This is a genomic window from Planktotalea sp. (genome assembly GCF_018607995.1).
In the GTDB taxonomy this organism is placed as follows: Bacteria; Pseudomonadota; Alphaproteobacteria; order Rhodobacterales; family Rhodobacteraceae; genus Planktotalea.
The window spans coordinates 73,078-85,470 of sequence record NZ_JABBAL010000015.1; the positions used below are offsets into that span (position 1 = coordinate 73,078).

The following is a 12,393-nucleotide window of genomic DNA, read 5'->3' on the forward strand; positions in this document are numbered from 1 at the left end:
TGCGGTAGCATTGCGCGTGCTTCCGGCGCACCATATTCTGTGTCTGTGTCTGTGTCTGTGTCTGTGTCTGTGTCTGTGTTGTGGGTGAAATGCTCTGCTAGTCTCAAGATTTGTGCGCGACCACGCTGTGGCGGAAGGTCAGTGCCCGATAGGCCGACGCGTTCACCGCCTTTGATCAACAGGATGGACGCGGTTAAAGCGATCAAGCGCGCACGATCGAATTTCTTGGGCAGCGCATCCGCACTTTTGAACTGCATCGATGCAGAAGCATCAACCCAAAGCATCACGCTTTTTGCCACCTGCCATTCGCGTTCGCGCACAAATTCAGCGTCCGAGCGCGCGGAGCGGCGCCAGTCAATCATCCGACGGCTATCGCCTGTTTGAACAAGGCGGTACTGCCAGAAATCATCACCCATTCCTGCGCGTCTGCGCCCGTGTTCGCCCAGCAGAACCGTGCCTGCCAACTGCTCTGCACGTGCCAAAAAGTGCGGCAGATGAGAGGCTTCCGCCTCTGCAGTCAAACGAAGGGCGCGGGCGTCTGTCACGCGGCGCTTGCCTGTGAACCAGTGATCTGGCTGGCCGTTTTACGGATAAGATCCGCAAGGCTGTCACCCCGTGCACGCGCCGCGAAATTCAATGCCATGCGATGCCCCAAAACAGGTTCCGCCATATCGATCACATCCTCGGGCGAGGGGGCGAGACGACCATCCAGCAACGCTTTGGCGCGCACAGTCAGCATCAGCGCCTGCGCTGCTCGAGGCCCGGGCCCCCAAGCAACGTTGTCTTTCACGTGTGCACTCGCATCTGGTTCGTCAGGACGAAAGGCACGCACAAGATCGAGGATCATCTCAACCACACTATCTCCGACAGGCATGCGGCGCAGTACGGTTTGTGCCGCCAGCAATTCGCCGGTGGTAAAGACTGCGTGCGCCTCGTCCTCCATAACACCGGTGGTTGCGATCAGGATATCGCGCTCGGTTTGGCGATCAGGATAGGGGACATTGATCTGCACAAGAAAGCGGTCAAGCTGCGCTTCGGGGAGCGGGTATGTGCCTTCCTGCTCGATCGGGTTTTGTGTGGCGAGCACGTGAAACGGTGCTTCAAGCGCGCGATCTTCACCCGCAACAGAGACCATTTTTTCCTGCATTGCTTGCAACAGCGCAGATTGCGTGCGTGGCGAGGCACGGTTGATTTCATCCGCCATCAATAGCTGGCAAAAAATTGGTCCTTCGATGAATTTGAAGGCGCGGCTTCCGTCATTACCGGTTTCTAGAACCTCGGAACCTAGAATATCCGCAGGCATCAAATCTGGCGTAAATTGAACGCGATTGCCATCCAGACCCATCACAGTTGAAAGCGTCTCTACGAGGCGTGTTTTGCCTAGGCCAGGAAGACCAATCAGCAAAGCGTGACCACCGCACAAAAGCGCAGAGAGTGTCAGATCAACGACCCGCTCTTGCCCGATGAAGCGCTTGGTGATTGATTCCTTTGCTTCTGCCAGACGTGCTCCCAGCGTTTCGATGTCGGTGACTAAATCTTCTGCGCTGGACATGACAACTCTCCCTTGAACTCTAGTTGTGATGCTATGAGACTAGGCCCCTAAGGACAAATAGCAAAACTATGGTTGGACAAAATACCGTGACACCTGACGCTGTGGGAATCGCTGCTTCTGCCAAGGCCGCTGCCAAAGGGGGTGGCTTGCCCCCTGTTCATTTGTGGAACCCACCGTTTTGTGGCGATCTGGACATGCAGATTAAACGCGATGGCACATGGTTTTACATGGGCACGCCGATCGGCAGGTTTGAGCTGGTGAAGCTGTTTTCATCAATTTTGAAGCTAGAAGACGGAAAGTATTTTCTAGTCACACCGGTCGAGAAAGTCGGGATCACCGTCGAAGACGCGCCTTTCGTAGCTGTAGATTTCGATCTGGCCGATGGTGTTTTGACGTTTGAAACCCATGTGGGCGATTTTGTTGGAGCGGGGGCAGAACATCTAATCCGCGTTGTGCGTGATGCTGAGACTGGCGAGCCGTCGCCCTATGTTATGGTGCGTGCAGGGTTGGAAGCGTTGATTGATCGTAAAAGTTTCTATCGTCTGGTTGATATTGGCGCGCATCACGAAGGGTGGTTTGGGGTTTGGTCTGGCGGTGTGTTCTTTCAGATTATTCCGTCGCGTGAGCTTGAGGGTTAAGGAGCCTCCGGCGGAAGTTTATTTGGAAAGATGAAGAGCAGCGTGCTTAACCTTTCGTTGCGTCCCAGTCTTTGAGAAATAGTTTGAGGGCCGCTGCGTGCCAGGTAGAGCGCAAGCGCGCCTCTACCCATCCTTCGTCAATGCGGCCTGCTGCGACCAAAATCAAGTTTTGGGCTTCATAGTGTTTGTGGTGGATGAAGGTGTCAGGGTCTGCTGTGCGCAGCATCTCGCGCTCGTCTTTGGCGTATTTAAACAGGGCTGAGTCGACATAGGGGCTCCACCAGACCCAAAGTTTCCCATGCGCTTTCAGGACCCCATTGTACCAGCTTTTAGCCTGCTCCACCTTGGGTGAACCAAGCGAAAGTGCGAAGGCCTTCATCTGGCGCCAGTCACTGATCATTAGTGCGCCTCTGCCCAATTCGCGCCTTGGCCTGCATCTACGATCAGCGGCACGTCGAGTTTGACGACAGGATCAGCGGCGTTTTCCATGATGTCTTTGGCTGTTTTAATCAGTTGATCGACGCCATCTTTTTCCACTTCGAACAATAATTCATCGTGCACTTGCAACAACATTTTCGCGGGCTGGTCTTTAATCGCTTCTGGCATACGGATCATTGCGCGGCGGATGATGTCAGCGGCTGTACCCTGAATTGGCGCGTTGATTGCGGCGCGTTTGGCGAAGCCTGCGTGTGGACCTTTGGCGTTGATATTGGGTGTATGGATCACGCGGCCAAAGAGGGTTTCGACGCGGTCATTGGCTTTTGCGAAGGCGGTCGTGTCATTCATATACTCTTTGATACCCGGGAAGCGCTCGAAATAGCGATCAATGAAGCCTTGCGCTTCTGACCTTGGGATACGCAGATTGCGCGCAAGTCCGAAGCCGGAGATGCCGTAGATCACACCAAAGTTGATTGCCTTGGCTTGGCGGCGCACGTCTGCGGTCATTTCATCCAATGGGACATCGAACATTTCAGACGCGGTCATGGCGTGGATGTCATGGCCATCGCGGAACGCCTGTTTCAGGCTGTCTATGCCCGCCACATGGGCGAGGATGCGCAGTTCGATCTGGGAATAATCGAGAGCAACCAGAATTTTGCCCTCTTCTGCAATAAACGCTTCGCGAATGCGGCGGCCTTCCTCGGAGCGGATCGGGATGTTTTGCAGGTTTGGATCGGTCGAGGCAAGGCGACCCGTGCTCGCGCCTGCGATAGAATAGCTGGTGTGAACGCGGCCCGTGTAGGGGTTGATGTGATCTTGCAGCGCGTCCGTATAGGTCGATTTCAACTTACTGAGTTGACGCCAGTCCAAAATGCGGCGCGGCATTTCATGTTCCGTCGCAAGGTCTTCGAGAATGTCAGCGCCAGTCGAATACTTGCCGTTTTTACCCTTTTTACCGCCTTCTAAGCCCATCTCGTCAAAAAGAATTTCACCGACTTGAGCAGGGCTTCCCACATTGAACGAGTGACCCGCCATTTCGTGGATCTCCGCCTCCAGCCCGGCCATTTTTTGTGCAAAAGCGTTCGACATCCGGCTTAGAACGTCACGGTCTACTTTGATGCCATACCGCTCCATTTGGGCCAGAACGGGAACCAAAGGTCGTTCCATCGTCTCGTACACGCGGGTCGTGTGAGTGCTGTGAAGCGTGGGTTTGAGGTGCTGCCACAGACGCAACGTGATATCTGCATCCTCTGCCGCGTAAGGCGTGGCTTGATCAATTGGCACGCGGTCAAAAGTGGTAGCGGACTTGCCCGTGCCCAACAGTGGTTTGATTGGGATCGGCGTATGGCCGAGATAGCGCTCAGACAAGGCATCCATGCCATGATTGTGCAGGCCTGCGTGTTGAGCGTATGAAATCAGCATCGTGTCATCAATCGGCGCAATCTCGATCCCGTAACGCGCGAAAATTTTGGCGTCATACTTCATGTTCTGGCCGATTTTCATTACCGACGGGTCTTCGAGAAGCGGTTTTAAGGCGGCAACAGCGGTCTCCAGATCGATTTGACCATCTGCCAAGTCATCAGAGCCGAAGAGATCATCCGTGCCCGCATCTTTGTGCGTTAGAGGAATGTAGCAGGCCTTGCCCGCCTCGCTGCACATCGAGATGCCAACGAGGTCTGCGATCATGTCGTTGAGCCCCGTGGTTTCCGTATCGACGGCCACATAGCCGCGCGCGTAAGCGGCGTCGATCCATGTTTGAAACGCAGCCATATCGCGCACGCACTCATATTTTTCCGCATCAAAAGGCGCGGCTTTGGGCGCATCAAGTGAGCCTGTTTTGATCGGCGCTTCTGCGATCTCTGGCATGGGCGCGTCGAGCGCCTCGGATATCCGCTTGGTCAATGTGCGGAATTCCATTTGAGCAAGAAATTCAAGAAGTTCGTCCGCAATCGGGTCACGCACTTCGAGGTCATCAAGCGTGAAATCCAGCGTCATGTTTCGGTCTAAAGTCACAAGGCGTTTGCTAAGCTCGATCTGCGCGCGGTGATCGATCAACGTTTGGCGGCGCTTGGGCTGTTTGATCTCTTCTGCGCGATCCAGCAACTCTTCCAAAGTGCCATACTCATTGATCAACAAAGCGGCGGTTTTGATGCCAATGCCGGGTGCCCCGGGGACGTTGTCGACGCTATCGCCTGCTAGTGCTTGCACATCCACGACGCCTTCAGGGAAGACGCCGAATTTCTCAAATACGCCATTGCGGTCGATCCGGCGTTGCTTCATGGCGTCATACATTTCGACGCCGTCACCGACGAGCTGCATCATGTCTTTGTCCGACGAAATAATCGTGCAGCGCCCACCTGCTTCACGTGCTTGGCGCGCAAGGGTGGCGATGATGTCGTCGGCCTCAAAGCCCTCGATTTCTTCGCAAGCGATGTTGAACGCTTTGGTCGCGGCGCGTGTGAGGGGCATCTGTGGGCGCAAATCTTCGGGCATCGCGTCGCGGTTGGCTTTATACTGGTTATACATATCATTGCGAAATGTGTGACTGCCCTTGTCGAAAATGACGGCCACATGGGTCACGTCACTGCCAGCATTTTCCTCAACATAGCGTTGGAGCATGTTGCAAAAACCTGCGACGGCACCAATCGGCAAACCATCGGACTTACGCGTCAAAGGAGGCAGCGCGTGATAGGCGCGAAAGATAAAGGCGGAGCCATCAATCAGATGCAGATGGCATCCTTTGTCGAAAGTCGTGCTCATGTGAAAATGCCCCCAAAGCGGTTTGCGCGTTGGAGGCATACTAGACGTGTCAGGCAGGGCTATGCCAGTGCGTTATACACTGTGATCCACGCCAACCAATGAAATATCGCCAACTTCCAAAGTTCCAGCCGCGTCACGGATATCTGCGACCCACACACAATCCAGATGAATCAGGGAATGACCGTTGGCTTCGAAGATCGTGACAACTGGTGCGGGAGCACTGTTATCGTATTCGATGACCAGCGCATCTTCGCCGGAAACAAAATCATTGCCGTCATTACCATTGAGCGATTCGGCCATGCTACCGCCAAGAATGCTATCATCACCACTGCCACTAGAAATGGTGTCGCTGCCATCACCGCCATCAAGTGTATCGTCGTCAGCGTGTCCGAGCATCATGTCGTTACCATTGGTGCCGTTGATAAAATCGTCCAAGGAAACACTAGTCAATGGATCGCCATCAGCGCCATAATACGGCGCTGTTGCTTCCTCGTCAGCCTTAGTTGCTTCTGCGGCAAGCAACGCGTCTGCCTCTGCAGAGTTGTCGTCATCGGAGCCTAAATCTTCACCAAAAAGAAAGCTAACCCCCAGTGCCGCGGGGATCAAAATCAATAAAATTTCCAAAGGTCACCAATAACTCACTAACGAAAAGATGCACCTGCAATATGTCAATAATTTGAGTTAAGTGAGTTCAAACGCGGTCAACCAGCGCGAAAAGGCGGCTAGACCTTACCTTCGAAATCTTTGTGAACGAGTTTAGCGTCACAATAGGGGCATTCTACCCAACCATGCTCACCTGGGATTTGCAGCCAAACGCGAGGATGGCCCAAAGCCCCTTCGCCACCGTCACATGCCACACGAAAACTGTCTACGATCTTTGTTTCAGGTGCAGGCGTTGTCATCGGATGTGTTCCCTTTTTTGGGTGGTCGCGGTACAGGCGTTATGATCCACCCGAGTGAAATCGGCAAGAGTGAGTAAGCAGCCTGTGATACAAGACGCCATTCAAATTCAGAATCTCTGCAAAACCTATGCAGGCAGCAAAGGTGCCCCGACTAAAGATGCGCTTAAAGGGATTGATCTGTGCATCCCAAAGGGCTCAATCTTTGGTTTGCTCGGGCCCAATGGTGCTGGAAAATCAACCTTGATCAATATCCTTGCGGGCTTGGTGTTGAAAACATCTGGCAAAGTGTCGATCTGGGGGTTCGATCAGGATGTGAACCCACGCCAATCGCGTGCCTCAATCGGGGTTATGCCGCAGGAATTGAACCTCGATCCATTCTTCTCACCGCGTGAAGCGCTTAATGTGCAGGCTGGGCTCTACGGTGTGCCAAAGGCTGAACGGCGCTCTGACGAAATCCTCGAGTTGGTTGGCTTGTCAGACAAGGCCAATGCCTATGCACGCACTTTGTCGGGCGGGATGCGACGCCGTTTGTTGCTTGGTAAAGCCCTGGTGCATCACCCACATATTCTGGTTCTCGATGAGCCGACGGCGGGTGTTGATATCGAGTTGCGTCAGATGCTTTGGGCCAATGTGCGCAAGTTGAATGAACAGGGCATGACGATTGTACTGACCACACATTACCTAGAAGAGGCCGAGGAAATGTGTGACGAGATCGCAATTATCAATCATGGCGAAGTCGTCGCACGCGACACCACTGCACATTTGCTCGGCAGTATTGACCAAAAGACTATGATCATTGAACCTGAAGGCAAGGCGATGAAGTTCGCGGTTACAAATGGCATTGACCTCGCGATTGATCCAAAAGGTGCGTTGCGTTTAACTTACCGCGCCAGCAAGACCAGCGCCGACGCTGTACTAGAAGCAGTGCGAAACGCTGGCGTGATCATTCGCGATGTGCGAACCGAACAGGCCGATCTTGAAGATGTGTTCCTGGAGCTCACGCGCAGCCGCTAGGTTTGATGGGTCACGCGGGTGAGCCAACAGTTGTTTTTTGCTGATCTTATATCCACGAACGCAAGATCGCTGCGGGCCAAAAGCGCGCTCAGCTTACTCGTGAAATTTTCTTTGGGAACGATAGCTCCTGTCCCGTACTTGATCCGTTGGTTACTTGTGTAAGCCTTGATCAAGTATTCGGGCGAGGCCTCTAGAACCTGGGGGATTTCAGTCGCGCTTGGGGCGCTGCAATCAGACTGACAGATAAAGATTGGGCCAGTTTCCGCATAGGGTTGCAGGATGCTAAACGGTCGGTGCGCCACCACGAGGAAGCCTTCACCTTCTGGAACGATGTTCAGACAATGGCCGCAAGGTACACCTGTCCCGCTAGAGACTCCTTGCTCAGGTGCGTTCCCATAAGCATCAAGCGCCCCCGCGCGGTAGGCGTTGGCTGTTTTCTGGTCATTCCTGAGAAAATATAGGTCATGGTCACTCCTTTGATTGGCTTTGGAATGACGGAAATAAATAATTCTCTCGACCCGTTTTATGCGCGATCAGTCAGAGTAAAGATAAGCACTGTGAAAGAGGCAACGCAGATTTATTTGCGCTTTGATCCAACAGATGATGGGAACACAAGTATCACCCTTGTGCACTCTGGTTGGGACGCTTTAGGGAAAGTGCCGTAGAAACTTGTGAAGGCTACAACTCTGGCTGGAACACGATGCTACGACAGAATTTCGCGGGCTTAGAGCCAGTGCAAAAGGAAGCGTTTTACTCTTTAGTTCTCTAAGCCCGCATCGTGGAACATCGCAGAGATATTTGCTTTGGGGCGCGGACCCACGTGGCCAATGACCTCACCCGCACAAATACAACCCATCTTGCCGCAGGTTTCCAGATCACGATCCGTAGCGAGGCCATATAAGAACCCGGCTGCGAACTGATCGCCTGCACCTGTTGCATCTATAGGAACCACCTTGGTTACAGGCACATCAATGCGCTCGCCTCCTGACATGATCGAAACGCCGTCACCGGATCGTGTGCACACCGCGAGGGGGCAGATCGCACTAAGCTTGGCAATCGCGTCGTCGAGATCATTGGTCTCAAACAGCGATTTTACTTCTTCTTCGTTGCCAATTACATAATCGAGCTCTTGCTCAATTATGTTCAGAAAATCCGCGCGATGACGTTCCACGCAGAACGGATCTGAAATGGTGATACCGGCTTTGCCACCTGCCGCACGACAAGCGCGCGCGAGCTTCACAAACGCTTCTTTGCCTTTGTCTTTGTCAAACAGATATCCCTCAAGGAACACAATCTCTGCATCTGTACCGACATCGGCGGACACATCTTCAGGCCCAAGCTCTGCGGAAATGCCAAGGTAGGTATTCATCGACCGCTCTCCATCGGGAGAGACAAAAATCATCGAACGTGATGTTGGCAATTCACCACTCGCGACAGGATCATTGACGAAAACAGTACCCTCATCGGTCATCGCTTTGGCGTAGAACTTGCCCAATGCATCATCGCTCACACGCCCCACAAATGCGGTGCGCAGTCCAAGCGATCCGATCCCCGCGATAGAGTTCGCAACAGAGCCACCCGCCGCCTGCGTACGATCTGACATAGAGCCATAAAGCACCTCTGCGCGATCCTTTTCTATCAACTGCATGATGCCTTTTTCAATGCCCATGTTAGCAAGAAAGCTGTCATCGCTTTGGGTGATTACGTCAACGACAGCATTGCCGATTCCAACGACTTTGTAGGTCTTCATGGGGTTTTTTCCTCAAATGGGCATAGGTCTTTGATAATGCAGTTGCTGCAAACAGGTTTGCGCGCTTTGCAGATATAACGGCCGTGCAGAATGAGCCAGTGGTGCGCGTGCTGTTGGAAATCGACAGGGATATGATCCTCGATCGCGCGCTCAACAGCGTCCACATCTTTTCCGGGACAAATGCCAATGCGATTTCCGATCCGAAAAATATGCGTATCAACGGCTTGGGATGGATAACTCCACCACATGTTCAACACGACATTCGCTGTTTTGCGTCCGACACCGGGCAAAGACACGAGAGCTGCACGCGAGTTCGGCACAACACCACCGTAGTCATCGACCAAAATCTGGCTCAGCTTGATCACGTTCTTCGCTTTGTTGCGATAAAGTCCGATGGTCTTGATGTGCTCAATCACGCCCTCAAGCCCGAGATCGAGCATCTTCTGCGGCGTATCCGCGATCTTGAATAGCTTTTTGGTGGCCTTGTTTACGCCCACGTCCGTGGATTGCGCAGACAGTGCTACAGCGACAACCAATGTATAAGCGTTGGTGTGATCCAGTTCCCCCTTTGGTTCAGGCTCGGATGCTTCAAAGCGCGTGAAGATCTCGCGGATCGTATGATAAGGCAGTTGTTTCGCAGGTTTTGTCATGCCGCGAGTGCTAGCCTGTTTGCGCTATATTCGGCAAGGGCACGCGCATGAATTGAGTATTGTGCTTTTCTGCGTTTGGTTTTTGGGCATATGGTTCTTAGGACTCAACAGAATTGGCAAAACCATGGTTAAGACACTTCTATTAACAGGCGCGAGCCGTGGCATTGGCCATGCGGCAGTGAAGAAATTTTCGCGTGAAGGTTGGCGAGTGTTGACCTGTTCGCGCCAAGCCTTTGATGAGGGTTGTCCTTGGCCTGGCGGCGCTGAAAATCATATCCAGGTCGATTTGTCTGATCCCGCTGACACAATAAACGCGGTAGAACGTATTCGTGAGCGTTTGGACGGTCCTTTGCATGGTTTGGTCAACAATGCGGGCGTGTCGCCAAAAGGGCCTGATGTGGAGCGCTTGAATACGATTAACACTGATCTGATGGATTGGGGAAAAGTATTTCATGTGAACTTCTTCGCGCCTGTTGTGCTCTCCCGCGGTCTCAAGGATGAATTGGTCGCGGCCAAGGGATCCATTGTGAATGTCACTTCTATCGCCGGATCGCGCGTGCATCCTTTTGCAGGGGCGGCATATGCAACCTCCAAAGCCGCGCTCGCGGCACTGACCCGCGAAATGGCGCATGACTTCGGCCCAATGGGTGTGCGCGTCAACGCGATTGCGCCGGGTGAGATTGAAACGTCAATTCTGTCAGAGGGCACCGACGAGATCGTTAAGAAATTGCCGATGCAACGTTTGGGCCGCACTGAAGAAGTGGCGAATGTGATCTACTTTTTGTGCAACGACGCCTCGAGCTATGTCAGCGGCACGGAGATCGAAATCAACGGGGGCCAGCACGTTTGACAAACTGCTTGGGGTAAAGTGCAAAAAACGGATCGCGTGAGATCGGGTCGCGTCCTAGAGTAAACCCATGAACACACATGTCACACAGGACCAAGAGGCCAGCTATCATTACAAACTCGTGCGCCGCGCGATTGAGCGGTTAGACGCGAGCGACGCACCCGTTTCGCTCGAAGAGCTTGCGCAAGAAATGAACCTCAGCCCGACCTATCTTCAGCGGCTGTTCTCAAAATGGGCGGGAGTTTCGCCGAAACGCTATCAGCAATTTCTAGCGCTTGATCATGCCAGATTTTTACTTCGCGCACATCATTCCACGCTCGATACTGCGATTGAGACGGGCTTATCAGGTGGGGGCCGCTTGCACGATATGTTCCTGCGCTGGGAAGCGATGAGCCCAGGCACATATGCTAAGGGCGGCGCTGGGCTGACGATTTACACAGGTTGGTTCGACAGCCCTTTTGGCCGCGTCCTTGGGATGGGCACAGATATTGGGCTTTGTGGCATGGCTTTTGCTGCAGAAGCGGGCGACGATGCGACGTACAAAGACATGGCTGCGCGTTGGCCTGAAGCGGCATTTGTGGAAAACAAAGACAAGTTAGACGCTTGGATGAGCGCTGCGTTCGGTGGCGCTGGTGAGCGTAAACTCCACTTGATTGGCACGCCTTTTCAAATCAAAGTCTGGGAAGCGTTGTTGCATGTTCCCAGTGGTCACGTCACCACCTATTCCGATATTGCACGCGTTGTCGGTAGCCCCAAAGCGGTGCGTGCGGTTGGCACGGCTGTTGGCAAAAATCCTGTGAGTTGGCTTATCCCGTGCCACCGTGCTTTGCACAAATCGGGCGAGCTTGGTGGTTATCATTGGGGCACTCCGATCAAACGCGCGATGCTGGCCTATGAAACTGCAGCGCGCGAAGCTGCTCCAAGATAGTTGGCGAAAGTGTGCTCAAATTCCCCCAAAGCAAATCTTGGGAAACTAATTCGGTGATGCTACAGTACGATCAGCTCCGATTAACGGAGAAAGCATATGAGGCACAACATGACACGAAATTCCCCCCTTCTCGCAATTTCTGCAGCATCCCTGCTGGCTTTGACCGCTTGCGCCACTCCAGAGCGCAGCGCGAACAACGATGATTTTAAAAAGACGACTATAGGCGCGGCTATTGGTGCTGGTGTGGGCGTAATCGCGGGTCTGATTTCTGGCGACGATTCCAAAGAGCGCAAGCAAAACGCAATCAAAGGTGCGCTTATCGGTGGTGCTGGCGGTGCTGTTGTGGGCAACGTCTTGGACAAGCAAGCGGCAGAGCTCCAGAAGAGCCTTGGCAATGATCGTGTGACCATCACAAACACGGGTGATCGTTTGATCGTGTCCCTTCCACAAGACATTACATTCGCCTCTGACAGCGCGACTTTGTCGAGCGGGATCCAGAGTGATTTGAACGCCGTTGCGACGAACTTGCAGTCTTATCCAGATTCCACCGTTCAGGTGATTGGCCACACAGACAGCACGGGCGAAGCAGGCTATAACCAGCACCTCTCCGTTCAACGCGCCAATTCTGTTGTGAACGTGCTCGCGGGTGCGGGTGTGTCCTTCACGCGTCTACAAGGCATTGGTCGCGGCGAAGATCAGCCTTTGGCAAGCAACTTGACCGAAGAGGGCAAAGCGCAAAATCGTCGCGTCGAAATCGTGATTTTGCCAACAAGCTAAGCCATTAAAAATTTGCACAAAGACCCCGTCAATTTGGTGGGGTCTTTTATTTTTGCACATAAGCCCTGCGCGCACTGCGATTGAACAAGCCTAGTAAAACGCGCAATTTCGGGCAAAGAGTTAGTAACACAAAGGTG

Annotated in this window: 14 protein-coding genes; 5 read left to right on the top strand and 9 right to left on the bottom strand. The window is 53.3% G+C overall.

Annotated elements, in window-relative coordinates:
• Both QZ280_RS04285 and QZ280_RS04290 read right to left on the bottom strand, forming a co-directional pair.
• On the bottom strand, nt 1–545 hold a 545-nt coding region (locus QZ280_RS04285; protein WP_293441299.1), incomplete at its 3' end, for a DUF58 domain-containing protein.
• Complete coding sequence (locus tag QZ280_RS04290) at nt 542–1,552, bottom strand: MoxR family ATPase (RefSeq protein ID WP_293441300.1); 1,011 nt, start codon at nt 1,550–1,552, stop codon at nt 542–544. The genes QZ280_RS04285 and QZ280_RS04290, both read right to left, overlap by 4 nt.
• 68 nt (nt 1,553–1,620) lie before the next feature.
• Here QZ280_RS04290 and QZ280_RS04295 point away from each other — a divergent pair, with 68 nt between their 5' ends.
• On the top strand, nt 1,621–2,190 hold the full coding sequence (locus tag QZ280_RS04295) for a DUF1285 domain-containing protein (RefSeq protein ID WP_293441301.1): 570 nt from the start codon (nt 1,621–1,623) through the stop codon (nt 2,188–2,190).
• A 46-nt stretch (nt 2,191–2,236) separates the two neighbouring features.
• Here the strand turns inward: QZ280_RS04295 and QZ280_RS04300 are convergent, their stop codons facing one another.
• From QZ280_RS04300 to QZ280_RS04315, 4 genes are all read right to left on the bottom strand, one after another.
• Complete coding sequence (locus QZ280_RS04300) at nt 2,237–2,590, bottom strand: MmcQ/YjbR family DNA-binding protein (RefSeq protein ID WP_293441302.1); 354 nt, start codon at nt 2,588–2,590, stop codon at nt 2,237–2,239.
• Entirely contained in the window at nt 2,590–5,388 is a 2,799-nt protein-coding gene (gene polA / locus QZ280_RS04305) for a DNA polymerase I (protein WP_293441303.1), read from the bottom strand. The genes QZ280_RS04300 and polA overlap by 1 nt, the downstream gene beginning before the upstream one ends.
• Before the next feature lie 72 nt (nt 5,389–5,460).
• Nucleotides 5,461–6,000, bottom strand: coding sequence for a hypothetical protein (locus QZ280_RS04310; RefSeq protein WP_293441305.1), 540 nt, complete (start codon nt 5,998–6,000; stop codon nt 5,461–5,463).
• Nucleotides 6,001–6,110: 110 nt separating this feature from the next.
• Entirely contained in the window at nt 6,111–6,290 is a 180-nt protein-coding gene (locus QZ280_RS04315) for a zinc-finger domain-containing protein (protein ID WP_293441307.1), read from the bottom strand.
• 84 nt (nt 6,291–6,374) lie between these two features.
• Here QZ280_RS04315 and QZ280_RS04320 point away from each other — a divergent pair, with 84 nt between their 5' ends.
• A complete protein-coding gene (locus QZ280_RS04320) occupies nt 6,375–7,304 on the top strand; it encodes an ABC transporter ATP-binding protein (RefSeq protein ID WP_293441685.1) in 930 nt (309 codons plus the stop codon).
• Here QZ280_RS04320 and QZ280_RS04325 read toward each other — a convergent pair.
• The 3 genes from QZ280_RS04325 to nth form a co-directional block, all read right to left on the bottom strand.
• Nucleotides 7,301–7,831, bottom strand: a complete 531-nt coding sequence (locus QZ280_RS04325; protein ID WP_365734292.1) for a DUF1203 domain-containing protein — start codon at nt 7,829–7,831, stop codon at nt 7,301–7,303. The genes QZ280_RS04320 and QZ280_RS04325 overlap by 4 nt on opposite strands.
• A gap of 230 nt (nt 7,832–8,061) precedes the next feature.
• The gene (locus QZ280_RS04330; RefSeq protein ID WP_293441309.1) at nt 8,062–9,054 is read right to left on the bottom strand and encodes an adenosine kinase; all 993 of its coding nucleotides are present in this window, start codon (nt 9,052–9,054) and stop codon (nt 8,062–8,064) included.
• On the bottom strand, nt 9,051–9,704 hold the full coding sequence (gene nth / locus QZ280_RS04335; protein ID WP_293441310.1) for an endonuclease III: 654 nt from the start codon (nt 9,702–9,704) through the stop codon (nt 9,051–9,053). The genes QZ280_RS04330 and nth overlap by 4 nt, the downstream gene beginning before the upstream one ends.
• 124 nt (nt 9,705–9,828) lie before the next feature.
• Here nth and QZ280_RS04340 point away from each other — a divergent pair, with 124 nt between their 5' ends.
• The 3 genes from QZ280_RS04340 (at nt 9,829) to QZ280_RS04350 (ending at nt 12,256) form a co-directional block, all read left to right on the top strand.
• Nucleotides 9,829–10,554 carry an SDR family oxidoreductase gene (locus QZ280_RS04340; protein WP_293441311.1) on the top strand — a complete coding sequence of 242 codons (726 nt, stop codon included), beginning with the start codon at nt 9,829–9,831 and terminating at the stop codon, nt 10,552–10,554.
• A 67-nt stretch (nt 10,555–10,621) separates the two neighbouring features.
• A complete protein-coding gene (locus tag QZ280_RS04345) occupies nt 10,622–11,479 on the top strand; it encodes a bifunctional helix-turn-helix domain-containing protein/methylated-DNA--[protein]-cysteine S-methyltransferase (RefSeq protein ID WP_293441312.1) in 858 nt (285 codons plus the stop codon).
• Between the two features lie 108 nt (nt 11,480–11,587).
• Nucleotides 11,588–12,256 carry an OmpA family protein gene (locus QZ280_RS04350; protein WP_293441313.1) on the top strand — a complete coding sequence of 223 codons (669 nt, stop codon included), beginning with the start codon at nt 11,588–11,590 and terminating at the stop codon, nt 12,254–12,256.
• Nucleotides 12,257–12,393 lie beyond the last annotated feature (137 nt).

What these genes read in the sequence shown, in the direction of transcription:
- QZ280_RS04290 (WP_293441300.1), bottom strand. Translation starts at nt 1,552, where the DNA reads ATGTCCAGCGCAGAAGATTTAGTCACCGACATCGAAACGCTGGGAGCA.
- QZ280_RS04295 (WP_293441301.1), top strand. Translation starts at nt 1,621, where the DNA reads ATGGTTGGACAAAATACCGTGACACCTGACGCTGTGGGAATCGCTGCT.
- QZ280_RS04300 (WP_293441302.1), bottom strand. Translation starts at nt 2,590, where the DNA reads ATGATCAGTGACTGGCGCCAGATGAAGGCCTTCGCACTTTCGCTTGGT.
- polA (WP_293441303.1), bottom strand. Translation starts at nt 5,388, where the DNA reads ATGAGCACGACTTTCGACAAAGGATGCCATCTGCATCTGATTGATGGC.
- QZ280_RS04315 (WP_293441307.1), bottom strand. Translation starts at nt 6,290, where the DNA reads ATGACAACGCCTGCACCTGAAACAAAGATCGTAGACAGTTTTCGTGTG.
- QZ280_RS04330 (WP_293441309.1), bottom strand. Translation starts at nt 9,054, where the DNA reads ATGAAGACCTACAAAGTCGTTGGAATCGGCAATGCTGTCGTTGACGTA.
- nth (WP_293441310.1), bottom strand. Translation starts at nt 9,704, where the DNA reads ATGACAAAACCTGCGAAACAACTGCCTTATCATACGATCCGCGAGATC.
- QZ280_RS04340 (WP_293441311.1), top strand. Translation starts at nt 9,829, where the DNA reads ATGGTTAAGACACTTCTATTAACAGGCGCGAGCCGTGGCATTGGCCAT.
- QZ280_RS04345 (WP_293441312.1), top strand. Translation starts at nt 10,622, where the DNA reads ATGAACACACATGTCACACAGGACCAAGAGGCCAGCTATCATTACAAA.
- QZ280_RS04350 (WP_293441313.1), top strand. Translation starts at nt 11,588, where the DNA reads ATGACACGAAATTCCCCCCTTCTCGCAATTTCTGCAGCATCCCTGCTG.